Genomic DNA, 26,976 nt, shown 5'->3' with positions numbered 1-26,976 from the left:
GCATGCTTCTTTCTCTTTTCTCTATTTTTTAATAACAGCAATCCAGATCTCTTGATGATTTTCCTGCATATAGCACTCAATAACTGGAAGATCATCTAACTCATATCCTGAATTAGGAAGCCATTCTCCGTAAAATTGTTTATAAACCCTCTGTGTTGCCTCTGGTAATTCTCCATTAGCTTCAAAAATTGCCCATGTTGCAGCAGGATAAGAAAATTCCTTCATTCCTTCAAGTACTGGAACATGTTTGCAATCTGGTACATCAACATGATTTGTTACTGCTACAATATACTCCATTTCCTCTTCTTCGCCCCATTGTCCACCTTGAGCAATTCCTAAAACTCCTGAAGGTCTATAGTCAGGAAATTTTTCAAAGAACATTTTCATAGTTCCATCCTTCCATGAGTTTTCCCAAATCTGCGGAATTACTTCAAAGGCTGTTGATGTTTTTACTTTGTGTGATACTCCCATTACTCTAAATGCAGGCCATTGTTCAATTTGATAATTCATATGATTTTCTCCTTTTATTGTAATTTGAAAGGAGAGCTTAGGACAGGATTTCAATTGAACTGTTCCGTTCCTAACACTTGAAGGCAGTGCTCCATGAAAATTTTTAAATGCCCTAGTAAATGAATCTTGAGATTCATATCCATACTTTAAAGAAATATCAATTATTCTTTCTGTACTATTTAATAAATCAAAGGCTGCCATGGTTAAACGTCTGCTTCTTATATATTCAGATAATGGCTTGTCTGCTATATATGAAAACATCCTTTGAAAATTATAAATAGAACACCCAGCAATTTTTGAAATAGTTTCATAGGATATTTCACCGGCAAGATTTCTCTCTATATAGTTTATTGATTCATTCAATCTCTCAACCCAATCCAATCTTCTCACTCCCAATTCAATAATATCTTTTTTACAATAACCCTACTCGATATTTGATGCCGCATTTTGTAGGTTCATTCTTATTAATTTATTTTAACTTACTATTCTGCATTATATATATTTTATACCAATTAAATAAAACTTACCATATTAAACCTTATATGGTAAGTTAATCAATCATATCACTAATAATCTCTGTATTCTAAAAAACCGTATTAGAAACTTATGAATCCGCTCTATCTTTATTTCCAATTACTAGAGTCTTCTAATGTAATTTCTATTAATTTGCTCATTGGTAGTGATATACTTTTATTTTTATGGTACACAAGTTGAGTTCTAAACTTACCAAATGGTTCTTTTACTTCAATCATCTTAAGACTTCCATCCTCTAACTCATTTCTAACTGCATAAAAAGGCAAAAAAGAAATTCCTAATCCACTCATTACACACTTTTTAATAGCTTCTATACTTGAAAATTCTAAAGGACTTACATATTTTATTTTTTTCTGTTTTAAGTAATTTTCATAGGCTATTCTAAAACTGCACCCTTTTTCACTAAATATGATACTTTCTTTAGCCTCTTTACCTTCAAAATTCTTTGATAAAAATTCTAAATCTGCATCTGGTGCACCAATGATGCACATGCATTCATCTTTCAAATTTTTAACAACTAGATCTGTATCCATAATTTCAGGTTCAATAGTAAAAATAATATCTAATTCTCCACTATGTAATTTGCTTCTTAAATCGCTACAAATTGAATTCTTTAAAATGATGTTTACTTTCGGGAAGTTTTTTCTATATTCCTTTAAGATTTTTCCTAAACGGTATATGGATAGAGATTCCCCTGCTCCAATAATTAAATCACCAGATACACCATTCTGTTCTGATGTTATGTTCTTAATTTCTTTATATACATGTAACATTTGTTTAGCATATGGTACTAACTCCTTACCTACATTAGTCAAAACAATTTTTTTACCTAAACGGTCAAATAAAGCTTTCCCTAATTCATTTTCTAAAATTTGAATGTGAGACGTTATAGTGGACTGAGCATACCCTAAATGATCTGCTGCTTTTGTAAATCCCTCAAGTTCAACTATAGTTATAAATGTTTGCAAATGCCTAATTTCCATCAATCTCATTCCTTTATACTTTAATATATAATATTACGATATCATATATTTCGATTATTTACTTCATTTATTTCAATTTTACTGATGATACATATAAAGTTATAATTAAGAAAACCAAATATCAAATATATATAATTGAAGGAGATGTTTAAGTATGAAGAAAGTATTATTACTTCTTGCCAATGGTTTTGAAGCCGCAGAAGCAAGTGTTTTTACTGATGTTATAGGTTGGAATAAATCAGATGGTGATGGTACTACAGATTTAATAACCGTTGGAACGAGAGAAAAATTGAAATGCACCTTTAACTTCACAGTGATTCCGGAAATGCACATCAATGAAGTTAACATTGATGAATTTGATGCACTTGCAGTACCAGGAGGATTTGAAGAGGCAGGATTTTATGAAGATGCTTATAGCGAAGACTTTTTAAACATAATCAGAGAATTTGACAAAAGAGGGAAAATAATAGCTTCCATTTGTGTTGGTGCACTACCTATTGGGAAAAGTGGAGTACTAGCTTGCAGAAATGCTACAACATATAATTTTGGGAAAAGACAAAAACAATTATCTGAATTTGGCGCAAATGTTCTTGGTGATGAGCCTATTGTTGTAGATAAAAATATAATCACTTCCTATAATCCTTCAACTGCTTTCGGTGTGGCTTTCAAGCTTTTGGAGATGCTTACATCTAAAGAAAACTGTGATAATGTTAAGAAGCTAATGGGGTTTTAAAATAGCAAAGTGTAAAGCTATTATTTAGAGTAAAAACCCAAAAGATGTGTTTTATCAAATTCAGGATGGCAAGCCACCTTCACAAAGGTGGCTTTACCTTTTATATACTTATACTTCTAAAAACTTTTCAAATCTTTCTTTTACTTTATCTTCACCTAATATACTCATAATAGTGTAAATATCAGGTGTATTGCTTCTATGTGATAAAGCTGCTCTTACTGCACCTGCAACATCTGAAATCATACCTTTAAATTGGTCTGGATTTGCTTTATATTCTTTTCTATTTGCACAGTATCCTAATTCTGCACCAATTGCTTTTAAATCTTCAAACCATTCCTCTTGGCTAGTAGCATTAACATTGTATTTATTCACGTATACTTTTATTATTTCTTTTGCTGATTCTAATGTTAATGTCTTTGGTAATTCAACTTGCTCAGCAGTTTCTTTGTAGAATAATTCATCAAAGAAATAGAAGACTTTTTCTTTAACTTCATCCCACTTAGCATAGTCTTTTCTTGGTTTTGGACCCTCTTTATCTATATTAAATATTTCTTTAGACATTTTTTCATTAGCTGCAACCAATTCATACATTTCTGCATCAAATTCTTTTACCCAAGCTATATAGTTATCGTAAACTACATCTGCTTTCATTTTGCTAATAACATTTTTGCTTACATCATTTAATTTTATTATATCGAATAAAGCTCCTGATTTGCTCATTTTGTCTAAATCTACTTGGAACTCATGATAATCAGCTGTAGGATTTTCTTCTCTCCACTCTTCAAAATTTGAGTTTATAATATTTAATAAATATTCGATAACTGAAACCGTTGGATATCCAACTTCCTTATAATAAGAAACAGCAGCTTCAGCATCTTTTCTCTTTGATAATTTTCTCTTTGAACCATTATCATTTTTCATTATTGTTGGAATATGAGCATATTGTGGTCTTTCAAAACCTAATATTTCAAATAATTGAACGTGTATAGGTAGTGATGATAACCATTCTTCTCCTCTTATAACATGAGTAGTTCTCATTAAAGCATCATCTATAGCATGTGCAAAATGGTATGTTGGTAATCCATCACCCTTTATTATAACAATATCTTGATTATTTTCTGGGAATGATATATCACCTTTTATTAAATCATGGAACTCAACCCTATTTTCTATGTTTCCTGGTGATTTTAATCTTAATATGTACTCTTCCCCTGCTTCTATTTTAGCTATAGCTTCTTCTGGAGTTAAATTTCTACACTTAGCATATTCTCCATAATATCCCGGTGTTATTTTTTCAGCTATTTGCTTTTCTCTTAAAGCTGTTAATTCCTCAGGAGTACAGAAACATGGGTAAACCAATCCCTTAGCAACTAAATCCTTAGCAAAAGTCTTATATATTCCCGCTCTTTCACTTTGTCTATATGGACCATATTCACCCTTAGAAGTTTCTTGTCCTGTCATCCCTTCATTAAAATCCATTCCAAAGTTATTCATTGTTTGGATTGTATCTTCAATTGCACCTTCAACTTCTCTTTTTTGATCTGTATCCTCTATTCTTAAATAGAAAACACCTTCACTTTGACTTGCTAATCTTTCATTTACTAAAGCTGCAAATACTCCTCCTATATGTTGAAAGCCTGTTGGTGATGGCGCATATCTAGTAACCTTTGCACCTTCTTTTAAATTTCTCTTTGGATATTTTTCAATATAATATTCTGGTGTCTTATGTACACTCGGAAATATTATATTAGCTAATTTTTCTAAACTCATTCTTCTTCCTCCTAAAAACAGTATAAATATAAAAAACTTTCATCCTAAAACCATAGGACGAAAGTTAATTCCGCGTTACCACCTAAATTGATTAAGTAAACTTAATCCACTCATTATCTCTATATGGGGAGAATACCCTAAACCTACTACACAATAATGCTTTCAGTTTACGCTCCAGAGCTTCCTTCTATAGAATCAAATATTAGGCTTCCACCATCCCTAACTCTCTTTAAATTAATCTCTATATACTATTCTCTTTCAACGCAATTATTAATATTAGTCTTTACAAAATATAGTACTATTATACATATACTACTGATTATTGTAAATAGTTATTAGGTGCTTTGACCTAAATATTCTTCAAGGGTTATATTTTGATTCGCTATCTGCCTGGCAACATCTTTCCCTACATAACGAATATGCCATGGTTCATATTGATATCCTGTTATATTTTCTTTACCTTTCGGAAAACGTAATATAAAGCCAAAATCTGGAGCATTCTCAACTAACCATTTACCTTCTTTGGTATCTCCAAAGGCTTGTGTAAGATTATTATTAACAGAAGGACTAGAAACATCCATTGCTAATCCAGTTTGATGTTCGCTTTCTCCAGGACGAGCACTAAATTGGTTGGCATTTGGATTAGCTTTTATATTTCTTGAAAAAAGTTGACTTTGATAGTCATAGGATCGATAACCTGAAACTGCATTTAATGCAATATTGTCTTGTTTTGCCTTAGCAAAAAGGGCTTCAAGGGCTCTTGCTGCTTCAGGCTGCATTAGTTTTTGAGGTCGATACTCTGGATAGGCGAATGAAACATTTGGCACAGTTAAATTTTGAGGTTCATAATAAGGCGATAAGGAGTTCATCTTATTTACTAATACTGTTTTACTTTCGGGATTTTGAACAATTTTATATTTAGAGGCTAAAAGTTTTTCTAAGTACATTTTTGTTTTAGGACCATAAATACCATCAGCAGTTAAAGCCTCAGGAAATTTTTTCTGTAAGTTCATAATAATATCTGAAGTCTTCGGACCATAAATTCCATCTTGTGCAACATTAAAACCGAGAGCTGATAAAGCTTGCTGTATTTTAACTACAGCTGGACCTCTGCTTCCAATTCCATAAATACCATCTGGCAGGGTTGGTACCGCAGGGCTGGGAATAACAAGTGATTGCCCAACATATATTAAATCACTAGTTAGATTGTTTGCCTGCTTGATATCTGAAATAGTAGTATTAAATCTTTTAGCAATAAGATAAAGCGAATCTCCTGGTTGTACAATATAATTCGTTGCTCTATAGTAGTAATTCCAATAGTTATATTGGTGCATTTATCTTCACTCCGCAAATTATTCATACTGTATAGTATGAATAATCAATGAAATAGTGATAATTTTTATATAGTCACCTACTTTGATGCTTTTGGTTGATCTGATTGTACTTGAATAGAATCATTTCACAGAACACTTTAAGGTATATATTTTGAAGAATTTGCATATATTTTTAAGTACTAAAGATTCTGCATTCTTCAGAGGACAGTTGACAATTGACAGAGGACAGTGAAGGAGGATTTTTCTCTGCTGCACTACGAAAAATCTTTAATTTAAAAGAAACTCCTGCTCTTTTATTTCGCAGGAGTACACTCTGTGTAAGCGATTCACCCCAAATCAGCACTCTGTGTAAGTGACTATCACCAAATCAAAGATTTGGGTTCTCTGCTTAAGTTAGCGATGTTTTGCACTAGCAAAACAAGCCTAAAAAAATATAATAGTTTTCTGACGTAAGGAAGAAAACTCACCTTCATTGTCAACTGTCCTCTAATAAAAATTGCAGTATTAGTAATAATTTTATGAAAGGAGTCATTATGTCAAACATTATTGAAGAAGTTAAAGACATGTATAAAATCATTAAGCTAAAAAATTTCCGTAATACACCAGGTGTAACTTTTGATTTATTTCCTATGGATATGGTTTCAAAGATTGATTCTATTGATAGAGTAATCCATAAAAAAGCAGCAGTTTCACCTGGTCCAGTAGGAGATGTGGATCAGCCATGGTATATGCATCAACATCAAGATGACAATTTAATAGTTCTTCATGGTCGTAGAGAAGTTGACATTTATACTAAAGAGCATGGTAAAGTAGAACACTTTACTGTAACTCCTGACAAAATATTAAAAAATGGGGAACTTATTTATGAAGGCGGCGCAATTTTAGTTTGGTCAAAAGGAGTTTTTCACCGAATAGTAAGTGGTGAAGAAGGATCTGCCTCATTAAATATTGCTGTGCATTATGACGGATTTGATATAAATACAAATTTTAGTGTTTACGATTTAAATGTGGAAACTGGTGAATATAAAGTTATCAGAAATGGATTTGAGGATCAAAAGTAATAAAGTGTTCCTCTATTGAATTTATAAGGCAACCCCTGATAGTAAGGCTGACCTCAAAGGTTCACCTTATTATCAAGGGTTTCAGTTTAGATTTGAAGCTTTCTAAATCATTGATTTCTTAGTAATTAGATTTTTCTATTCTTCTGTAAAAACAATGTCATTTTATCTCCATCTTACCTAGCAACTCTGTTATATTCTTCATGGTTATATCTTCATTTTCTTCATCCATATCTATAATATTTATGTTTATATTTTTCTCAATCAGCATCTGCTCTATTTCTTCCATAAAGACACCTGGTTTATTTATAGTCTTTAAATCATTTAGCTTTTTTTCAATATCTTCCTTACCCATAAATTCTCCTCCCCATTCAGGTGAAGAGCATGTTAAATTACGTCCGCAACTGGGGCTGCCTTTTACAGCTATTAGTGTCTCTATTTTGTATCCATTATTAATATAATCTTCTATTTGTTCTAGTATTGGCTCAAATAACTTTCTGCAATGTTTTCTATAATACGGATTGTCAAATTGTTCTTTAACATGTCCCCATCTTTTTATGCCGTACATGGTAAGCTCGGGACATGGAAGTTGAATTATTCCATAATCATTGTCCATTAAATATTTTATTAATCTATTGGATATGTTGCCAAATTCACATAATCCTTCTACTTTTGAGTTAACATTTAATATACAGTGACTTAAAATTACAATATTTTTTGTTCTTTTCATAAGCTTCATCCCCTTTACCAAATATCATACAACATGTAGGATAGTTTAGTTTCAAAAATTGAAAACTTTTCTATCATTTTTCTAAATAGACTAATCTAGTATTATAAATAATATCTATTTTAATTTTCAAAATTATTATATTATACTTTAGTAAATGCAATAATTATACACCAATGTAAAACGGAGGTAAAACATGAAAAATAAAAAAACCTTTGCTCTTATACTTTGTGCATTTGCAGCTGCAATAAATATTGTATTAGGAACATTAGTTGGACAACTAAAAATCCCTCTAATTTTTCTTGACACAATAGGCACAATCTTTGCTGCAGTATATTTTGGTCCTTGGTATGGTGCCGCTGTTGGTGCAGCGTCTAATATTATTACAGGAATGATTTTTAGTCCTAAGGATATTCCTTTTTTCTTAGTAAATGTAGTTGTCGGATTATTAGTAGGCTACATAGCTAAAAAATATGGCTACGGTATAATCACAGCTGTGGTAACAGGACTTATTCTTTCAGTTGTCTGCCCACTAATAGGTTCTCCTATTGCTGTTTGGCTATATGGTGGGGTTACAGGTTCTGGAAATGACTTTTTAGTATTCTGGCTTAGAAAATCTGGTGCAGATATTTTCACTTCAGCCTTTATTCCAAGAATTACAGGAAATATTATAGACAAGGTTATATCATCAGTTTTGGTTTGGGCTTTGATAAAAAAACTTCCTGCTGAATATAGGCCAAAAATAGATAATAATTTGCCTGCTTAATTCTACTCCTATACCTTTAGGTAGAGTAAATTTGCTGCGCTCATTAAAATTCCTGAAGGCCCTTGGCGTACCTTAGGTACGCCTTGCTAACCATTAAATTTTTGAGACTTTATTTTGGAAATCTAAAATGACCTGTTATTTTTGGCATCCAATACATAATTTCGTCACCTTCTCTAGCACAAGGTGGTGCATTATGTATTATATACGGAACCCCATCTGCTCTCCTTTTATCAGAAACTATAGCTATATGTTCACTGTGATCAAAGGTTATGATATCCCCGGGCTGCCATTCCTTTAAGTTCTCTATATCATTAGGTTTCAATTCAGTAGTAATACTAGTCGCATATTTTTTAAAATAGACGTAAAGATTAGGCACTCTTCTAAAATCTATATTGGGGTCTGGTTTTCCCTCAATTCTCTTATAATCACCAGGATGATTTTTTATATCTTCATCTACCATATCTTTTAAATTATATCCTGCATCTTTAAAGGCTCTCCATACTAAGTCAGTACATACTCCTTCACTCTCTGGAGGATATCCCCCTACATAATAATCCCCTTTATATTTTACTTTCTTATCTGCTTCTTTTCTTGCTCCAAGAACTATATCTGCCTGATCTTTTATGCCATCCTTATCTTTATCTGAGTTTATTAATACTATTTTTTTCTTTAGCTTTTCATCAATTGTTTCACTCTTCTTTTCACTAGTCATATTTTTAGTTTGTATATTTGTTATATTTTTACTGTACAAGGCATTTTTCTGTGTAAAAAGTTTAAAACCTATAGTAATTAAACATATCAAAGCTAAAAATAATACAAAAAACTTTTTTCTCATTTTTACCCCCTTGTCTCTTTAATTAGAGCTTCTGCAAGTGCATCCTCATAATCTTCTCCATTTACAACAAATATTCCTTTAAAAGTACCTAATACTTTTGCTATATTAACAGAAGTTTCATACCTATCTTATCCTTAGAATACATGACATGATTAATAACTTACTTTTCATTCCTTCATATTCAATAGGAATAAATTTAATAAGTAGCTCAAAAATTTTAAAAAATATTTATTCAATTTCAATCGGCACTCCTACATAGAAAGTGAACAATTGCGTGGACGCCAAGTTCTGTCCTGCAAATCCTCTTATTCTGTTACTTGTAGTTACGAAATTAAAAATGGCCCTTTCAAAGCTAATTACTTAGTTTTGAAACAGCCATTTATCTTTTAACTACTAATTATTGGTAGTACCTTTATTCAATATAGTTGCATAGTAACCAAACAGCTTAGCTAAGCAGTTTAGTAGCTTTCTTTTTATTTAATCCAGTTCCATACCAAGCAGCAACTAAAACCACTATCCATACAACTCCAACTAAAGCTGGGATTCTTGTATCTGCACCCATGCACATGGAAACAAATACGCCAACTAGGAATATCATAGTGATGATGCCTGAAGCTGGATAAAGTACTGTTTTGAACCTCAATTTCTTAACCTGTTCAGGTGTAAGACTCTTTCTGAATTTAATCTGAGTGTAAACAATCATGAACCAAGCAAATATTCCCGCAAATGTTCCTACGCTTGTAACATAAGTGAATGCTTTACCAGGAGCAACATAGTTTAATATAACTCCGATTAACATAAATCCTACTGAAGCAAGTATTGCATTCTTAGGAACGTTAGTTTTGCTAAGCTTTGAGAAGCACTTAGGTGCTTGTCCTTGCAATGAAAGGTTGTACAGCATACGGCCAGTTGTGAATATACCTGAGTTACATGATGATGATGCTGCTGTAAGTACAACGAAGTTTATGATACCAGCTGCTGCAGCTATGCCAAGTTTGGAGAATGTAAGAACGAATGGACTTCCTGTAGTTCCTATGCTGTCCCAAGCATAAAGTGACATTATAACAAACAATGCACCGATGTAGAATATCATTATTCTCACGAAAACGCTGTTTATAGCTGATGGTATTACTTTTTCAGGATTTTTTGCTTCTCCAGCTGTAACACCGATAAGCTCAACTCCTACGAAAGCAAAGGAAACCATAGTCAATGTTGATATAGGACCCATGATTCCTTTAGGGAAGAAACCACCGTGAGCAGTCAGGTTTGAAATACCAATTGGTACCCCTTTATTGCCCAAACCAAATGCTATCATAGCTATACCTATTGCAATCATAGCAATTATTGTAACAACTTTTATAAGTGCAAACCAGAATTCGATTTCTCCAAATGCTTTTGCTGCAGTTAAGTTTACAACAGTAAGTATACAAACAGCAATAAGTGCTGACACCCACTGTGGTACATTTGGAAACCAGAAGTTTATGTAAATACCTACTGCTGTAACTTCTGCCATACAAGTTACAACCCACATTATCCAGTATGTCCACCCTGTTAGATATCCTGCAAGAGGACTTACGTAATCGTTTGCATATGCACTAAAAGACCCTGCAACTGGATGTTCAACTGCCATTTCCCCAAGGGCACGCATGATAAAAAATATAATTACTCCTGCAACGGCATAGGTAAGCAATATAGCTGGACCTGCGGCCTGAATAGCTGTTGCTGATCCAAGGAACAAACCAACTCCGATAGCTCCACCGATTGCCATCATTTTAATGTGTCTTTCTTCAAGACCACGTTCTAGGCTTTCGCCTGTTTGAGTTTGAACTTCACTGCTCATTTTACTACCCCTTTCTTATAAAAAAAATTAGATGCTTGCAAAATCCTAAACCCTTTATGATTCTAGATTTTTCAAGCTATATCAAAAAGGATCTCTCACAATCACTATTAAATATATATCATAATACCTAAAAATATATATTGTGAATTACCCTTTATGAACGAATTAAAACTTTTGTCAAAGAAAATAATTCTATTTTTAATAATATTCAAATTTAAGTTAATTGTCTGTTTTTTCATTTCTTGCTTTTTAAATTATGCAATTTTAAAAATATTCTTTCTTCATTTTATATAATTATTTCAGTATTGTCAATAATCATGCAAATTATAAAATAATATCAACTTTTATACAATTATGTCGAAAATCTATATACTTTTACTCCTACTCTCTAAAACATTTATTTTTTTAAATTGGATGTAAAAATTCATTTAGAAAAATAAATAATTTATTTTTATCAATACCTCTGCTTATACAGACAGATTTTGGGGCATTTTTTTGTACAAGAATTAAGAAAGGGCTTTCTAAACAACTCTATATTTTGATATATTAAGTAATAAAAACTTCATATTGTCACGAATCTTGTTATTATTATGATAAATTTTGATAATATACCAAAGTCTAATTCCATATTTTTACATTGAAGCTATTGAATTTGTCATTCAGTTCCTTCACAAAATTTGAATTTAAATATGCAAAATCTAAATCCATTTATAATAAAAAAGCAGATACAAGAATCATTCAATCTTGTGTCTGCTTTTTTAAGCTGCATTGTATTTGGTATTAAGAAAAGATGCTTTAAAAAATAACTTATACAATTGTGAAAATTAATGTATTAAACAATTTTTACATAAAATTATTATTTTTCATATTCACTAAAGCTTGATTTATATTAATTATTTTAATAAAAAACCCAAACAATATTAAATTTTATGCAATTTTATTAAAATAGTTTTAAAACTTAAATACTTATACTATAATCAGTGTAAATAATTAAACATCAATCTAGACGGTGTATCTGTAGATAACACAGACATAAAAATTAATTATTCTGGAATGTCTACTGAGAATGAATTTATCCGATAAATGCTGCACACTTATTACAAATTACATTTTTGGGGAGGTATTTTATAAATGAATAAACCAGTACTATCAAATCATTTCAAAAAAAGAATGCCATCAGACGTAAGACTTGGTCAAATGAGATTTGCTGAACGTAAAGAGAAGCCTGCATTAATTAATGTAGCAATTGGAAACGTTTCACTTCCAACAAATCCTGCTATGCAAAAAAGAATGTTTGCATTGAATGCACCTGAAAGCCCATTTGCAAAGGGTGTTATAAGATATTCAGGCACTGCTGGTGTAGCTGAGGCTCAGGATGCTTTTAAAAACATTCTTAAGTGCGAAGGTTTTGATACTAGCAAATTGCATGTTCAAGTAACTGATGGTGGATCCAGTGGTATGGAGCTGTTACTACTTGGCGTTTGCGGAGACGCAGGCACTGGGGACAGACCTCTTATGATGATTGACCCAGCCTACACAAATTATATTTCTTTTGCAGAAAGAATTGGACGTAAAACTGTTACAGTTAAACGTAACTTAGGTGAAGACGGAAAGTTTAGTCTTCCAGAATTAGATAAAATTGAAGAAATTATTAAAGAGCATAATCCTGGAGCGCTTCTTGTAATACCTTACGACAATCCTACAGGTCAGCTCTATGATTATCCAGCTCTTAAAGAGCTTGCTAAACTATGCGTAAAATATAATATGTGGATGGTTAGCGACGAGGCTTATCGTGAACTGTATTATGATGAAAATACTGATCTAGTAAGCATCTGGGGACTCTCTGATGCAGATGTACCTGGAATAGAAGGCAGAAGAATAAGTATCGAGACTGCATCAAAGGTATGGAATGCTTGCGGTTTAAGAATCGGAGCTGTCATCACTGATAATGCAGAGTATCATACTCAATCAGTAGCTGAATATACTGCAAATCTCTGTGCTAATGTAATCGGTCAGCATATATTCGGAGCACTAGCTCATGAAAGCAAGGAAAGCATTGCTGAATGGTGCAAAGGCCTTCGTAACTATTACAAAGAAATCATGTTTAAATTATATGACGGTATGAAGGAACTAGAACCTGGTCTTATTGTTTCAAGCCCTGATGCATCTATATACTCAGTAATTGACGTTAGAAATGTTGTAAAACCAGGATTTGATTCTATCGACTTTGTTTTGTACTGTGCACAAAAAGGCTCAGTGAATTACAACGGAGTAGATACAACTCTTCTAGTAGCACCTTTGAAAGGCTTCTATGATATTAAATCAGGTGAACCTAATCCAGGAAGCACTCAATTCCGTATTGCATTTATTGAATCTCCAGAGAACATGGAAAAGGTTCCTGAGTTATTCATTAAGCTTTTAAGACAGTATGAGGCTCAACGCTAAAATTTGTAGTAAGATCACTTACAACCCCCTATGTTTTAGAACATAGGGGGTAACTTTACCTAGTAAATTCTGTTACTAATAGTATCAAACCTTTTATAGTTCACAATAAAAAGAATTACATTGTAATATCTTTAAAATACTGAGTTATTTTACTTCTATTTGCTGCATTTAACTTTAATATTTCACCATTAATATAAATGTTTACTCCATTAACTAAATAAATATTTACATCGTACTTTAAATTTCTTTTGCTATACTCTAAGGACATAAATTCATTTATAAACTCCTCAATTTCCTTAAATGTCATAGTCTTCTGAAGCATCTTTTTCTCTGAAATAGCTTTCTTTAAAGAATGCTTAACTTCCTTCATTATCTTATAGAGATTTATCTGTTTCCACCTTGCCACCCTCATCTTTAAATCTCTAAAGAGTTCATCTCCATCTTTTCTTATAATAGAGACTCCATGAAGCTGATTTTCAAGCTTTTTTACTGTGGAATTATTGCTCTCAAATTTACTCATAATAAATAATGAACCATAATCATATTCGGTTCTTATAATTCTTCCGTAAATCTGCTTCAAATCTATAGATACAATTGGAAAATTCACCTTTGCATAAGCCTGCCAATAGTTTTTCCCTCTTTCAACTTGATTTTCTATTAAAGACTTATAAAAAGGCTCCTTACTATTGATATTAGGCACTTTATCTAAAATCACTGTGGTCATGGTGTCCCCTGGAATATCTATTCCTTCAAAATATCCCTTTGAACCTAGCAGAATATATCTTTCCTCTCTGGATCTCAATTTTTCTATATCTTTTTTACCCTCTACAACGCTTACTCCTAAAGCCTTAAAATTTTCTAAAGCCTCTTCTTTAAAGGCCTCAAGCCTTTTTCTGCTTGTAAATAGAATAATAATATTACCTTCAACATTAGATAAAAGCTCAATAACAAACTTTTTCATTTCTTCTGAAAAAGTATCTGTATTATTAGGATCGATATTCTCAATAGCATATATTGCACTCTTACCTTTATAGTCAAAGACAGGTTTTATAGGAGGAACCTCTACTATTTCTTTATTTTGAGACTTTGCAATATTTATTCCCAGGGTGTTTTTTAAACTATTGTAGCCATTATCTGTACTTAAAGTTGCAGATACAAAAAGACAGCTCTTGGCTCCGCTTAGAACTTTTTCATAAAAAGCACCGGATACATCTAAAGGTATGCTGGATATCTTCCACCATTTAAAGTATTTATCTACTTCAAAGTAAAAACAATAACCTTCTTCACTTTGAATTATTACATCCTCTAATAATCTACTATAGCTATTTATAACTTCCACTTTTTCTATTAATATTTTAAGCCGTTTATCTTTTTCAAGAGTAGATATTTCCTTTAGAACAGAAACCGCCTTTTCTAAATTTATATTTAAGCTACCTAAATTCTCTTTAAGATATTCTAAATATTTTATTACACCTGCTATCTTAGGATTGCTTTTGTTTAAATGCTCCTTAATATTGTAATCCTTGCTTATTCCACTTTCCGATACATAGTTTTCAAAGGCAGCTTTAATATTTGCAATTTGATTTATACACTGCTCTATCTCTGATTCTATCTCGCTTAGAGGCAAAGTATCCTTTTTAGTTCTTCTTGATAAATAATATAGATACCCGTTTTTTTCCGCGCTGCTATATATCTCTTTTATATATCTTTCAAACTCATGGGAAACTAGAGTGCTTTCAAAAGCATCATAGGCTTCCTGAGTGAGATTGTGAGCTTCGTCCACCACAATATTTTCAAGAGGAACAATACTTTTATAGGGCCACTTTAATAATAAGGAATGATTAACAACAATAAGCTGAGACTCCTTTAACGCCTCAACCTTTGATGCATAGTAGCACCGATCTTTATATTTGCAGACTCCCACATCGCAAAGTTCTGAATCGCAATTACACTGATTTATCAAGAAATCTAAATTAAACTTTTCTCTTATAATAGGGCTTATTTCTTCTAGATCTCCAATGCCCTTTTCTAGTATAAGCCTTTTTAAATAAACATAACCAATAAGAGTTCTCATATCATTGAGATATTCTATCTCCCCAAACCTGTCAAAGCAGAGATAATTACTTTTCCCTTTTATTAAAGTATAGCTTATATCTCTTTTTATATTTAATGCTTCTAAAAGATTAGGGATGTCCTTCTCTACCAGCTGGTTTTGTAATCCCTTTGTATTAGTAGATATAATAACTTTTTCTTCTTTAATATATGTATATATGGAAGCAGGAAGCAAATAAGCCATGCTTTTTCCTAATCCCGTTGGTGCTTCCATTATTGTAATCCTGCCTTTTTCTAGACCTTCTTTTATAAATTTTGATGCATCTCTCTGCTGTGGTCTTAAGGTATAGCTCCTTCCATTTCTTCTCCAAATCTCTTCATGCTCAAAAAGTTTTTCATAATCTTTCAGTGCAAAAACAGGATATGGCTCAGTAACTTTCTTTTGGAGTTCAATATGTTTATTCTCTATGAAGTATTTTACATCCCCCATATTTATCTTTATAAGATGCTTATACCAATTCCATGCTTCTAGTTCCGTAATGCTCATAGGCAGCGAGTACCCATTTTCATAGTAAAAGCTGCTTATTGCATAATTAAGCATCATTATTATATCTTCTGCATAACTAAGAGCTCTACAATTTTCCTCTTTGTAATTATGAATAAACTTCTTTAATAAATATTGAAGATTAAACTCTGTAAGCTCTGGAAAAAGAATGGCAAAAAGTTCTATTAAATCTAAAAACTCATTATCTATATTAAGAATACTTCCTTCAAAGGCTTTATTATGACATACTAATGGAAGGTCTTCAATAAAGAGTAATAGTTTCCTAATTCCATCTTTTAACTGCGGAGCACTGTCTAGTTCTTTTTGAGTAACTCCTCTCAAAAGATCAGAAATACTTAGCGCTACTAATCTATTTGGATTAACTAAAGTGCTAAACTTTGTAACAACATTATCTTTTATTTTAACAGCACAGATCTTTATAATTTTGTCATCAGTGCCAGTGGTTTCTATATCTAAAAATATTACGTTATTTAATATACTGTAAGGTTTCATATGTTCTCCTTAGTAAGTAGTTAACTGTTTATACTTGTAGCATTTGCGTAAAGTCTAAGAGTATTATAACATATATGATTCTTCATCTTAATTAAAAACTATAGACTCAGCCTTAGTGAGATTCGAGCTTTTTACTTTATCTCTTTTAGCAATCCTTTATACTGGAATTCAAATTAATAAAAGATCAAAAATTTGATATAATAGCTATTAGAAAAATGACACTCTTCTCCTTCTAATTCATACAATAATAATGGATAAATTCATAAGTAAAAGGAGAAATTATGCAAATTCATGTTGTTCAACCAGGACAGTCCATATTTGACATTGCACAAATGTATAATTCGACGATTGGCGCAATTGCAGGCGCAAATGAACTTCCAAATCCTAATCAGCTAGTGGTGGGTCAGGCACTGGTAATTCCTATTGTGGGAAGCTTCTATTGGGTTCAACCAGGAGACAGCTTATACAGTATTGCGAGGAACTTCGGAATGAACTATCAAACACTTGCGAGAGTCAATGGAATTTCACCAAATATGCAACTCCCCGTTGGACTTAGGTTGTATATTCCTCCGCAACCGAGAAGAAGCGCAGAAATAAATGCATACGTCGAACCAATAGCTGGAAAAGTTTCGCCTGAATTGGAACAATCCGCCCGAAGTGCAGCGCCACACTTGACCTACTTAGCACCTTTTAGCTTCCAGATTCAGAGAGATGGAACCTTAAAAGAGCCTCCGCTAAACAATTTTAGACAAATTGCAGATAATAGCGGTGCAGTTCTATTGATGGCAGTTACCAATCTTGAAGGAGGACAATTCAGTACAGAACTTGGAAGACTTATTCTAACAAATCCGCAATTACAAAATACTCTACTTGACAATATCATCGCCACAGCTAAACGACTTAACTTTAGAGATATACATTTTGATATGGAGCATTTGCCTCGTGAACTAAGAGAAAACTATAACGCCTTCCTGAGAAAGGCTAAAGCAAGATTGAGTGCTGAGGGCTTCTTAATGTCTACAGCCTTAGCACCAAAAACAAGTGCCACCCAAGCAGGTGAATGGTATGAAGCCCATGACTATAGAGCCCATGGTCAAATTGCAGATTTTGTTGTCCTAATGACCTACGAATGGGGCTACAGCGGCGGCCCGGCAATGCCTGTCTCTCCACTGCCTCAAGTTAGGCAAGTTATTGAATATGCTTTAACAGAAATGCCTTCTTCTAAAATTATGATGGGACAAAACTTGTACGGATATGATTGGACGCTTCCTTTTGTACCTGGAAGTACTGCAAGGGCAGTGAGCCCTCAAGATGCAATTTTATTAGCAGCAAACCATAATGTACCAATAAGCTATGATACTACAGCACAAGCTCCTCATTTTGACTATACAGATGAAGCTGGAAAACGTCATACAGTATGGTTTGAAGATGCTCGATCTATTCAAGCAAAATTTGATCTAGTAAAGGAATTAAACCTTAGAGGTGTAAGCTATTGGAAATTAGGAATTCCATTCCCACAAAACTGGCTGCTTATCGAGAATAACTTTGATGTAGTGAAACGATAATTTTCCATAGCTAAAAGCTTTACTTAACCCCTGGTCTAACCAGGGGTTTTGTAATAAAAAGACCGATAGATAAACTATCGGTCCTTATATTTTGGGGGAATCAAAATATACTCACATATTAGATTATACCCACATTAAACTAAATTAAACACTTTATCTGATAGAAAGTTACTACTTAATAGAACTGCCTGTCATGATTACTTTTCTAATACACTTATATCTTCATATTTCATTAAATAATAAGGTTCATTTTCTATAACTTCTTCCTCGATTGTCCACCCTTGAGATAAATAAAAATTTAAAGCATTTACATTTGCTCTCACGCACTTCAATGTTAATGGTAATCCCACTTCTTTTACAGACTGATCTATCAATGCTTTGCCTACTCCACACCTTTTAAAATTTGATGAAACAAATAAATTGTGAATAAATTTATCTTCTTCCCAAATTGAAACAAACCCGGCAATGTCATTACCTATTTTTGCTGTTAATATTAACTCACCTTCCGTGCTACTATCAAAATCTTCTAGCTTTATACTGTCATATTCCATCCAATTAAAATTTTCCTGTCTTGTTTTTAAAAAAATCTTGCGTAGTTCATCATAGTCCTCTTTTTGAGCCTTTTGTATAGAGATATCATTTTTACTCATTATATCTCCTCCTCTCATGATATGAAGTGAAAACTTGAATCAGATAGGGTTTCGTCTACGACCCTGGGCTTTGCCCGTTAAATGCCATTCGGGCATTTAACCCCCATCTGATTCTTAGTTGAACGAATCCAGGGACGTAGCCGCTATTTACCCCCTCTTTGAGAAAAGCAGAGAGCCCAAATCTCCAATTTGGTGCGAATCGCTTTCACAGAGTGCGAGGGGTATTAGAGCGGGTAGTCATCGGATAAAACATTTTACAATACATAACGAACTTGACCTTATGTATTAATATAATTATACAAGCTATCATATCATAAATAAAGGATTTTATGTAAAATTATAGACCCGATTCTAAGCTCCTTGCCATGATTGAGCAACAGACTTTTTAATCATTTAATGATAATTCAGATTTAAATATTATAACAGCATTTCCAGAGACTTTAACTTCTACAGGTTCTTCATTTTCTATCTTTACCTCGACTTCAATAATACCTGGTCGTTTTATAGCTTCACCCTGCTTAGCCTTGAATTTAAATAAAGAATTATTGTGCTTAACAAGATTATGATGAACAAGGTATGCACCTAAAGGACCATTTGCATTACCAGTTACTGGATCTTCATTAATGCCTATTGCAGGTGCAAACATTCTACCATGTATTAAAATATCACTATCTTGTGAATTAACCGTAAAAACATAATATCCATTACATTTAATAACCTTACTCAACTTAGAGAGTTTGCCAAAATCCGGCTGTATTGTGTTTAAAGTTTCATTGCTTTTTATACCAACCATAACTTTAGAATGACCTGTTGAAACAATCTGTATTTCATAGTCTTCCAATAAATCACTCTTTGTTATATTAAGTGCTGCTAGAAGTTCTTTTTTATTTATGCCATCAATAATAGTACCAAACTCAATTTTCCCCTGAGTCATAACAATTTTATAATCCCCATTTTCTTTTACTATATCAACTGGCAAAATTCCAGCGCCTGTTTTATGATAAACTTTTGAAGTATCGAGTCCATTTTCAATAGCACGTGCATAATGGGCAGCAATAGTAGCATGTCCACAGATCGGCACTTCATTGGTTGGAGTAAAAAAACGTATATGGACATCATATTCATCGCTATTTGAAGAGAAAATAAAGGCTGTCTCAGAATTATTAAGTTCCCTAGCTATTTTCTGCATTTCATAATCAGTTAATCCATCTGCATTGGTTATTACTCCTGCTGGATTTCCTGTGAATTTTTCCTTTGTAAATGAATCAATTTGATATAAATTATATTTTCTTGGCATAATTTTACCCCCTAAGGATGTTATAAACAGAGTTCTTGGCATCAGATGAAGTTTTAACTCCATCTGATGCTTAGAAATCGTTATCCAGGGACGTAGCCGCTCTTTACTCCCACTTGGAGAAAAGCAGAGAACCAAAATCTATGATTTTGTGTGAATCGCCTTCACAGAGTGCGAGGGAGTATTAGAGCGGGTAGTCATCGGATAAATTCATAGATTAGAACTCATTTTCTTAATTCAAGGAAATTAATATCCACTTATTATATAATCAATTATAGCCTTATTGAAATATCCATACTAGTACGCACTTTTTACTTAGATACTTACTGCTAAGAAAGTGGAATAAGATATGGCGAAATAAAAAATCTATTCTAAATATAAGTCATAAAATATTATCTCAAGAATTAAAATACTTAAATAATGGGTATGTAATCACTGCTATTTTCAGTTGTATTTAGAAGTTTCATAAGCTTACATAGCTCTATTATAGTATTTTCAAGATCTTCTTCTAAATAAGTAAAACATATTCTAAGATGATTGAATTCCACTTCATTAGGATAACATACAGTTCCAGGTAAAAAAGAAATATTTTTTGTTGTTATAGAGTGATATAATAGTTTCTCTACATTGAAACTTTCAGGAAGAGTAATCCAAATATTTATTCCACCTTCAGGTATAGTCCATTTTGTTCCTGAAGGTGCATAATTCTTTAACAAATTAATTACCCTATTACGTCTTTTTAACAATTCTTTATTTAGATTTTCTATATAATATGTGACTTTATTTGACTGAATAAAATCTAAAATCGTCTTTTGACTTAGCATAGATGTTCCAAGATCATGATTAGCCTTAGCGGTTATGAGTCTTGAAAGTATTGACCCCTCTGCTACAATAGCTGCTAATCTGTATGCAGGCCCAAGGATTTTGCTAAGCCCTTTTATATAAATTACATGTCCATCAGTATCAATAGATTTTATTGATCTAACTTTTTCTTTTTTATATGAAATTTCACTCCAAGGATCATCCTCAACTATAATACTGTTGTTATATTTAGCTATATCAAGAAGTTCTCTCTTTCGTTTAAGACTCATACTATATCCAGTTGGATTATGAAAATTAGGCATAGTATAAATAATTTTCGGTGAGTAATTATCACATAAATTCATTAATATATCAGTTCTCATACCTTCATTGTCAACAGGTACAGTTAAAATTACTGCCCCTCTGCTTTTAAATAAATCTATAGCACCGGGATAAGTAGGAGTTTCCATAACTACTATATCCCCAGGTCCAATAAATGTACTTGATATAATACTTATTCCCTGCTGAGAACCAGTAGTAATTAAAATATTTTCAGCTGTAGTAATTATTTCTTTTGATTTTAGGTATTCACTTAATACACCTCTAAATTCATAGTCACCCTGAACTGGAGGATATTGAGCAAGAAACTTAAGATTATTTTGGCTTAAACTTAAGGAGTCCTTCAAAATTGTTGCTGTAGGTAATAGTTTATAACTTAGTGATGCAATTGACAGATTGCGGCAATCATTTGCATAGGTCAAATTAGAAGAATATTTAAATTGAGATCTAGATAAATAGTCGGGAATAGCCATCTGCCATTGAAAATCATTTTGCTTTGATAAATTATTAAGCTTCTCAATATTATTTCTTTGATTAACATAGGTTCCTTTACCTTGTATTGTGATTGCCAAGCCATTTTCCTCTAACTCATTATAAACTTTAATTATAGTCATTGGACTAACATTTAATTCTTTTGATAAGCTTCTAATGGAAGGTAATTGCTCACCATCTTTTATAAGTCCAGATAAAATTCTATCTGAAAAAAAATTAAATAATTGCTTAGCTATAGTGATTACACCGTTTCTATCAATCTTAATGTTCATAGGAAACTCCTCCAAATATGTTATACACAGTTATACTAGTTTTTATTGAAAGTGATAGAATATATTATATCTAAACTCAATTTTAAATACTAGAATAATTATAATTTACAATGAGCTTACAGAAAAAGAACTGTTACACTAACTATTTGACTGTTACACATATAACTGTTTTATAATTATGCTATAAGTTATTTTAAAGTATTTGAAGGAGTGATTGTATGAAAAAATTTAGAAATCCAGAAAATATACATGGACCTGTTGCAGCTTATACACATCAAATAGAGGTTTCTGGTCAAAATCGTTGGTTGGTTATGTCAGGACAGCTTGGAAAAGACGAGAATGGAATTCTTCCGAATGATCCGATAGAGCAATTAGAAATTGCTATGGATAATATTGTTCGAAACTTACATGCAGCTAATATGGATGTTACGGATTTAGTGAAAATAGTATTTTATATGGTTGGAAACATTGACAATGCGAAGCGACGTGAAGCTATTTCAAAAGTGTTAAAAGATCACAACCCTTGCATGACAATGCTATATGTAGTCTCTTTAGCTGATCCATCATTTAAAGTGGAAATTGACGCATGGGCATGTTCTGATAATTAATTTGGATATAATAATAGGGAATACTTGTATATTGAAGGCGAACTGTTGATTGAGTATTTACATACTACACGAAAGGAATGATAAAAATGACAGAAGTAACAATGTGTCAAAGTTGTGGTTTACCCTTTAACGAAGAACATGCACATTTCATAGCAACAGAACCAGACGGAAGTAGAAGCATTTACTGCACAAATTGCTATAAAGACGGAAAATTTATTGATCCCAATATATCTATGAAAGAAATGATTGAGAAAATTGTACCTGTTTTGGGAAAAGCAATAGGCGAAGATGAAGCAAGAAAAGAACTGACAACTTTATTTCCAACTCTCAATCGTTGGAAATAAGCATATAAATACCATTAAGAAGCTGAAAAACAGCATTAATATATGTGAATATTAATGCTGTTTTTGTGTTATTTTAAATACATAATTTATTAGTTTTTTTATGTAGGCCTCCTCTACCATATCCCCTGTTATTAATAATCTATAGAATAATGGACCAAAAATTAAATCCGTAACTAATTCTATATCCAAATCTTCCTTTAGTTCTCCTCTTGAAATTCCAAGCTCTAAAATATGTTGTGAATCAAGTCTTCGAGGCTTAAAATATATTTCGCGATAGGTTTCAGCTAGCTTTTGATCAAATTGACCTTCTGCTATTATCTCATTAATTACCTTTCCCTCTCGACTAATTAAAAATTTTGCTAAATTATTTACTTGAATTATCATATCATTTTTACTTATTCTTGCATTCAATGGCTTCTTTAGAACAGACATAAATGCAGGCCATACAGTGAAATTTTAATCATGGGTTTCATCGGAGCTGCTAGTGTTTATAGGGATTTCTTTTCCTAAAAATTTGGGGTTAGGTTTTAATATGTTAACTGAAATAAAATCTTTATAAATAGCTAAACTTTCTCTTATTTTATATTTTACGATATCTACATAGACATGCTTGTCTGCTTTTACTCCATAGGCTTCTATTCCCATTCCTCTTGCTGAGTATACTGCTCTTTTGAGGTGGTAATCCTGTGTTACTATTACAGCACTATTTACTTTAAATATATGCTTTGCTCTATAGATACTTTCATAGGTACTAAAACCTGCGTGATCCAAAAATATACTAGAACTTTTAACTCCTTTCTGCTCTAGGTATTTTCTCATATTATTAACTTCATCATATTGTAAATTTCCATGATCACCGGTTACTAATATTTTAAGATTACTATTTTCTTTAAATATTTCTATTGCGGTGTCAACTCTATCCTTTAATATGTCACTTAGCCTTCCATCAGGGTATACATAAGCACCAGGAATAATTATACACTCTACACTAGGAACAAAATGTTTATCTACTATGTATTTATCAGCTTTATTTATTACCCATAAGTTAACACATAAAAATTGAAATGTAAAAACTGATAGAAATATAAAAATCAATTTAAGAACTTTTGTTTTGCTAAAAATCTTTCTAATGTTAATAATAGACTCCCCCTATTCAACGATTGTTATATTATTCTTCTTGTGTATTATACCACTCAACTGCTAGGCGGTGAATATATTTGGAAAACTTTACATCATTCTTGTTTTATGTACTTGTCTATTGCGCAATTTTTTTGAAATGCCACACAAAAACATCACAAAATTCAAACTGAATAATGCGGTGCTCTAATAAATTATTCGTTTTTTCAGTTGTTACGTTAAAGAGGACTATTATACCATTAAATTATATTAAGGTTATTCATATTTCTTTTCAAAGCCCTTCCATCCTGTATACCCCATTAGCATTCCGAACAGAGGTGATATAATGCCAAAAACAATTAGTTTAGTTGTAAATGTTTCTTTGTAAATAAAGTTAAACGTATAACTACTTTCTATAAATGGGACTAAAAATACCCATGTTAAGAAGAAAGATAATCCGTAGTAAAGTATTCCTGTTTTAAGCATATATGACATTAATCCTTTACTTTTTATTTTTTCCCATTTTGCTAAACGCTTTTCTTGTTTGTCCATATTCCTCCACCTCCATTTTTATCTTTCAAGATTTCTTTACCATATATTACAACTTCGAACTAAACATATATAAATCATAACATATTTTCAATATTATTATATGGAAGTTTTCAACAAAGGAATAAGTACTTATTTTTTTACACCGCATTATTCGATTTTTTAAAGAGTGTAAGCCATATTGTCGCTTTTGTTAAAATGTGTCTATATAGTGATATGTTCCTTACCCCATTGGTACATAAGTTTAAGTATTGGCACTAATGTTTTCCCATCTTCTGTCAGCGAGTATTCAACCTTTGGCGGAATTTCATTATACTGTTCCCTATGAATTAGGTTACTGCCTTCCAATTCTTTTAATTGTTCACTTAATGTTTTATGTGCAACGGGTTCTAATTTATCTTTCAACTTGTTGTATCTTATTACTTTAGCCTCGTATATTTCCCATAATATAATCCATTTCCACTTTCCTCCAAGTATAGATATTGTATAGTACATTGGACAACTGCCATATTTACTTTCAAAACTATTCATGTAATACCCCCTGACTTACTATTAAGTTAGTGTCTAACAAATAAGTGCATACTTACCCATTTTTTTATAATAATATATAATTCATACTATGAAGTCAAGTATATATAAATGGAGGTAAGATTAATGAAAATAATAGCAATCAATGGAAGTCCAAGGAAGAATAAAAATACTGCTATTCTTCTTAATAAAGCACTTGAAGGCGCAGCTTCACAAGGAGCTGAAACAGAGATTATCCATCTTTATGACCAAAATTATAAAGGTTGTGTTAGTTGTTTTGCTTGCAAAATGAAAAATGGTAAAAGCTATGGTAAGTGTGGTTTCAAGGATAATTTAACACCTATTATTGAAAAAGCTGCAAATGCTGATGCCATTATTCTTGGTTCCCCAATATATTTCGAATCAGTTACGGGAGCTATGAGGTCTTTTTTAGAAAGGTTCATGTTTCCATATTCAGTTTATGCTCCTGGTTATCCAAGCCTCTTTGGAAGAAAAATGCAAACTGGATTCATTTATACCATGAATATAACTAGTGAACAAATGAGAGATTTAGGATATGAACAAAGTCTTAAATCTTTAGAAATGTCAATAAAAAGAATCTTTGGTTCTTTTGAATCATTAACTGTCAACGACACATACCAATTTGATGATTATTCAAAATATGTTGTAACAGTATTTGATGAAAAGAAAAAAGCAGAGGTCAGGAAAGAACAATTTCCTAAAGACTGTCAAGCTGCCTTTGATATGGGAGTAAGATTTGCTAAATAAACTAATTCGTAAAATATTTCAAACAAATTATTATATCACCATATCTTTGCAAATATATAATAAGGACTTACATTAGTACAGTAAGTCCTTATTATATTAAGCCTATCTTGTAAATCTTATCATGAGGATATAAAAAAACTTTAAAACTCACCATTGAATAATACAGTATTCGTGACTATTATTGTTGATTTACTAAACAAGAATAAGAACAAATTGTTACTCTTTGTAATACTCGTTCTGTCTAACCCATTCATACTTAATATCATCCAGGTTCTCTCCATTCTCATGTCCCCTACCAATAATCTTAAATCCATTACTCTCATAAAATCGCTGTGCTTTGTGGTTAACTTCAAATGTATATAATGTTAATCTCCCTTTAGAATTGATTTTCGCCATATCAAGTAACTTTTTTCCTAATCCCTTCCCTTGATAATCATTATGAATATATAATTGATTTATTTCATTTCCATTAAAGGCAATTATTCCAACAACTTTATTATTATCAGTAGCAATGTATATTTCATTATCCCTATTTAAAATATTATTTAAGAAAAATACGTGGTCTTCAAAAGAATGTATTTCTTTTTGACTTATGGCTCTTTCCTTACTTTCCCGCCACATTCGTACTGTATCTTCAACATATGCTGAATTGTATTGTATTATTTTAATATTATTCTGCTTCATTATGTATCCCCAATCTTCTTTTAGTTACTCTCCATAATAAGCATGGTAGTGAGAGCGATTATTAATCTGCAAACTATAAACAGAATTCTTGGCTTCAGGTGGAGTTTGTCTGCGACCACTGGGCAATTCTGCCCGTTAAATGCCATTTAGGCATTTAACCTCCATCTGAAGCTTAGAAGTCGTTATCCAGGGACATAGCCGCTCGTGACGTACACTTGAAGAAAAGCAGAGAGCCCAAATCTTTGATTTGGTGCGAATCGCTTTCACAGAGTGCAAGCAGAGAGCCCAAATCTTTGATTTGGTGCGAATCGCTTTCACAGAG

23 protein-coding genes, 2 pseudogenes and 1 other annotated feature are annotated in these 26,976 nt (G+C 32.1%); of the genes and pseudogenes, 8 read left to right on the top strand and 17 right to left on the bottom strand.

Annotated elements, in window-relative coordinates:
- Positions 1 to 21: 21 nt before the first annotated feature.
- Both I6U51_RS00825 and I6U51_RS00820 read right to left on the bottom strand, forming a co-directional pair.
- A complete protein-coding gene (locus I6U51_RS00825) occupies positions 22 to 891 on the bottom strand; it encodes an AraC family transcriptional regulator (protein WP_211140713.1) in 870 nt (289 codons plus the stop codon).
- Positions 892 to 1,133: 242 nt separating this feature from the next.
- Entirely contained in the window at positions 1,134 to 2,027 is an 894-nt protein-coding gene (locus I6U51_RS00820) for a LysR family transcriptional regulator (RefSeq protein WP_211140712.1), read from the bottom strand.
- Between the two features lie 154 nt (positions 2,028 to 2,181).
- Here I6U51_RS00820 and I6U51_RS00815 point away from each other — a divergent pair, with 154 nt between their 5' ends.
- On the top strand, positions 2,182 to 2,760 hold the full coding sequence (locus tag I6U51_RS00815; RefSeq protein ID WP_211140711.1) for a DJ-1/PfpI family protein: 579 nt from the start codon (positions 2,182 to 2,184) through the stop codon (positions 2,758 to 2,760).
- Between the two features lie 108 nt (positions 2,761 to 2,868).
- Here the strand turns inward: I6U51_RS00815 and gltX are convergent, their stop codons facing one another.
- Both gltX and I6U51_RS00805 read right to left on the bottom strand, forming a co-directional pair.
- Positions 2,869 to 4,530, bottom strand: coding sequence for a glutamate--tRNA ligase (gene gltX, locus I6U51_RS00810; protein WP_211140710.1), 1,662 nt, complete (start codon positions 4,528 to 4,530; stop codon positions 2,869 to 2,871).
- Between the two features lie 50 nt (positions 4,531 to 4,580).
- Positions 4,581 to 4,801: a binding site (T-box leader), on the bottom strand.
- Positions 4,802 to 4,865: 64 nt separating this feature from the next.
- Positions 4,866 to 5,864 carry a D-alanyl-D-alanine carboxypeptidase family protein gene (locus I6U51_RS00805; protein ID WP_211140709.1) on the bottom strand — a complete coding sequence of 333 codons (999 nt, stop codon included), beginning with the start codon at positions 5,862 to 5,864 and terminating at the stop codon, positions 4,866 to 4,868.
- Positions 5,865 to 6,397: 533 nt separating this feature from the next.
- Between I6U51_RS00805 and I6U51_RS00800 the strand changes: the two genes are divergently transcribed.
- Positions 6,398 to 6,925 carry a hypothetical protein gene (locus I6U51_RS00800; protein WP_211140708.1) on the top strand — a complete coding sequence of 176 codons (528 nt, stop codon included), beginning with the start codon at positions 6,398 to 6,400 and terminating at the stop codon, positions 6,923 to 6,925.
- Between the two features lie 157 nt (positions 6,926 to 7,082).
- Here I6U51_RS00800 and I6U51_RS00795 read toward each other — a convergent pair whose 3' ends face one another.
- Positions 7,083 to 7,652: a CD3072 family TudS-related putative desulfidase gene (locus I6U51_RS00795; RefSeq protein WP_211140707.1), complete on the bottom strand. Its 570-nt coding sequence runs from the start codon at positions 7,650 to 7,652 to the stop codon at positions 7,083 to 7,085.
- A gap of 193 nt (positions 7,653 to 7,845) precedes the next feature.
- Here I6U51_RS00795 and I6U51_RS00790 point away from each other — a divergent pair, with 193 nt between their 5' ends.
- Complete coding sequence (locus I6U51_RS00790) at positions 7,846 to 8,415, top strand: CD3073 family putative ECF transporter S component (RefSeq protein ID WP_211140706.1); 570 nt, start codon at positions 7,846 to 7,848, stop codon at positions 8,413 to 8,415.
- A 109-nt stretch (positions 8,416 to 8,524) separates the two neighbouring features.
- Here I6U51_RS00790 and I6U51_RS00785 read toward each other — a convergent pair whose 3' ends face one another.
- The 3 genes and pseudogenes from I6U51_RS00785 to I6U51_RS00780 all read right to left on the bottom strand — a co-directional run bounded on the left by I6U51_RS00785 (position 8,525) and on the right by I6U51_RS00780 (position 11,090).
- Positions 8,525 to 9,250, bottom strand: coding sequence for a DUF1287 domain-containing protein (locus I6U51_RS00785; RefSeq protein WP_211140705.1), 726 nt, complete (start codon positions 9,248 to 9,250; stop codon positions 8,525 to 8,527).
- 2 nt (positions 9,251 to 9,252) lie between these two features.
- Positions 9,253 to 9,366: pseudogene (locus tag I6U51_RS25265) on the bottom strand (cell wall-binding repeat-containing protein); the annotation flags it as partial.
- A gap of 329 nt (positions 9,367 to 9,695) precedes the next feature.
- Positions 9,696 to 11,090, bottom strand: a complete 1,395-nt coding sequence (locus I6U51_RS00780) for an amino acid permease (protein WP_211140704.1) — start codon at positions 11,088 to 11,090, stop codon at positions 9,696 to 9,698.
- Positions 11,091 to 12,221: 1,131 nt separating this feature from the next.
- Here I6U51_RS00780 and I6U51_RS00775 point away from each other — a divergent pair.
- A complete protein-coding gene (locus I6U51_RS00775; protein WP_211140703.1) occupies positions 12,222 to 13,535 on the top strand; it encodes a pyridoxal phosphate-dependent aminotransferase in 1,314 nt (437 codons plus the stop codon).
- A 115-nt stretch (positions 13,536 to 13,650) separates the two neighbouring features.
- On the opposite strand, the gene I6U51_RS00770 is transcribed toward I6U51_RS00775, so the two are convergent.
- The gene (locus tag I6U51_RS00770) at positions 13,651 to 16,644 is read right to left on the bottom strand and encodes a helicase C-terminal domain-containing protein (protein WP_211140702.1); all 2,994 of its coding nucleotides are present in this window, start codon (positions 16,642 to 16,644) and stop codon (positions 13,651 to 13,653) included.
- A gap of 395 nt (positions 16,645 to 17,039) precedes the next feature.
- Here I6U51_RS00770 and I6U51_RS00765 point away from each other — a divergent pair, with 395 nt between their 5' ends.
- Positions 17,040 to 18,209 (top strand): glycosyl hydrolase family 18 protein, encoded by a 1,170-nt coding sequence (locus I6U51_RS00765; protein ID WP_425489733.1) that lies wholly within the window; start codon positions 17,040 to 17,042, stop codon positions 18,207 to 18,209.
- Between the two features lie 197 nt (positions 18,210 to 18,406).
- Here the strand turns inward: I6U51_RS00765 and I6U51_RS00760 are convergent, their stop codons facing one another.
- From I6U51_RS00760 to I6U51_RS00750, 3 genes are all read right to left on the bottom strand, one after another.
- A complete protein-coding gene (locus I6U51_RS00760; protein WP_211140700.1) occupies positions 18,407 to 18,859 on the bottom strand; it encodes a GNAT family N-acetyltransferase in 453 nt (150 codons plus the stop codon).
- A 385-nt stretch (positions 18,860 to 19,244) separates the two neighbouring features.
- Positions 19,245 to 20,156 carry a PhzF family isomerase gene (locus tag I6U51_RS00755; RefSeq protein WP_211140699.1) on the bottom strand — a complete coding sequence of 304 codons (912 nt, stop codon included), beginning with the start codon at positions 20,154 to 20,156 and terminating at the stop codon, positions 19,245 to 19,247.
- 410 nt (positions 20,157 to 20,566) lie between these two features.
- Positions 20,567 to 22,057 (bottom strand): aminotransferase-like domain-containing protein, encoded by a 1,491-nt coding sequence (locus tag I6U51_RS00750; protein ID WP_211140698.1) that lies wholly within the window; start codon positions 22,055 to 22,057, stop codon positions 20,567 to 20,569.
- A 218-nt stretch (positions 22,058 to 22,275) separates the two neighbouring features.
- Between I6U51_RS00750 and I6U51_RS00745 the strand changes: the two genes are divergently transcribed.
- Positions 22,276 to 22,665, top strand: a complete 390-nt coding sequence (locus tag I6U51_RS00745) for a RidA family protein (protein WP_211140697.1) — start codon at positions 22,276 to 22,278, stop codon at positions 22,663 to 22,665.
- Positions 22,666 to 22,751: 86 nt separating this feature from the next.
- A complete protein-coding gene (locus I6U51_RS00740; protein ID WP_211140696.1) occupies positions 22,752 to 23,009 on the top strand; it encodes a zinc ribbon domain-containing protein in 258 nt (85 codons plus the stop codon).
- A 51-nt stretch (positions 23,010 to 23,060) separates the two neighbouring features.
- Here I6U51_RS00740 and I6U51_RS00735 read toward each other — a convergent pair.
- From I6U51_RS00735 to I6U51_RS00720, 4 genes and pseudogenes are all read right to left on the bottom strand, one after another.
- A pseudogene (locus tag I6U51_RS00735) lies at positions 23,061 to 23,399 on the bottom strand (TetR-like C-terminal domain-containing protein); the annotation flags it as partial.
- Between the two features lie 66 nt (positions 23,400 to 23,465).
- Entirely contained in the window at positions 23,466 to 24,104 is a 639-nt protein-coding gene (locus I6U51_RS00730; RefSeq protein WP_246517018.1) for a SanA/YdcF family protein, read from the bottom strand.
- Positions 24,105 to 24,401: 297 nt separating this feature from the next.
- The gene (locus I6U51_RS00725; RefSeq protein WP_211140695.1) at positions 24,402 to 24,677 is read right to left on the bottom strand and encodes a hypothetical protein; all 276 of its coding nucleotides are present in this window, start codon (positions 24,675 to 24,677) and stop codon (positions 24,402 to 24,404) included.
- 201 nt (positions 24,678 to 24,878) lie between these two features.
- Positions 24,879 to 25,205: a winged helix-turn-helix transcriptional regulator gene (locus tag I6U51_RS00720; RefSeq protein WP_211140694.1), complete on the bottom strand. Its 327-nt coding sequence runs from the start codon at positions 25,203 to 25,205 to the stop codon at positions 24,879 to 24,881.
- Positions 25,206 to 25,328: 123 nt separating this feature from the next.
- Between I6U51_RS00720 and I6U51_RS00715 the strand changes: the two genes are divergently transcribed.
- The gene (locus I6U51_RS00715) at positions 25,329 to 25,970 is read left to right on the top strand and encodes a flavodoxin family protein (RefSeq protein ID WP_211140693.1); all 642 of its coding nucleotides are present in this window, start codon (positions 25,329 to 25,331) and stop codon (positions 25,968 to 25,970) included.
- 216 nt (positions 25,971 to 26,186) lie between these two features.
- Here I6U51_RS00715 and I6U51_RS00710 read toward each other — a convergent pair whose 3' ends face one another.
- On the bottom strand, positions 26,187 to 26,654 hold the full coding sequence (locus tag I6U51_RS00710) for a GNAT family N-acetyltransferase (RefSeq protein ID WP_211140692.1): 468 nt from the start codon (positions 26,652 to 26,654) through the stop codon (positions 26,187 to 26,189).
- Between the last annotated feature and the right edge of the window lie 322 nt (positions 26,655 to 26,976).

The organism is Clostridium aciditolerans (assembly GCF_016316925.1).
Taxonomy (GTDB): Bacteria; Bacillota; Clostridia; order Clostridiales; family Clostridiaceae; genus Clostridium_AM; species Clostridium_AM aciditolerans.
This window is presented reverse-complemented; position numbering and strand designations above follow the sequence as displayed.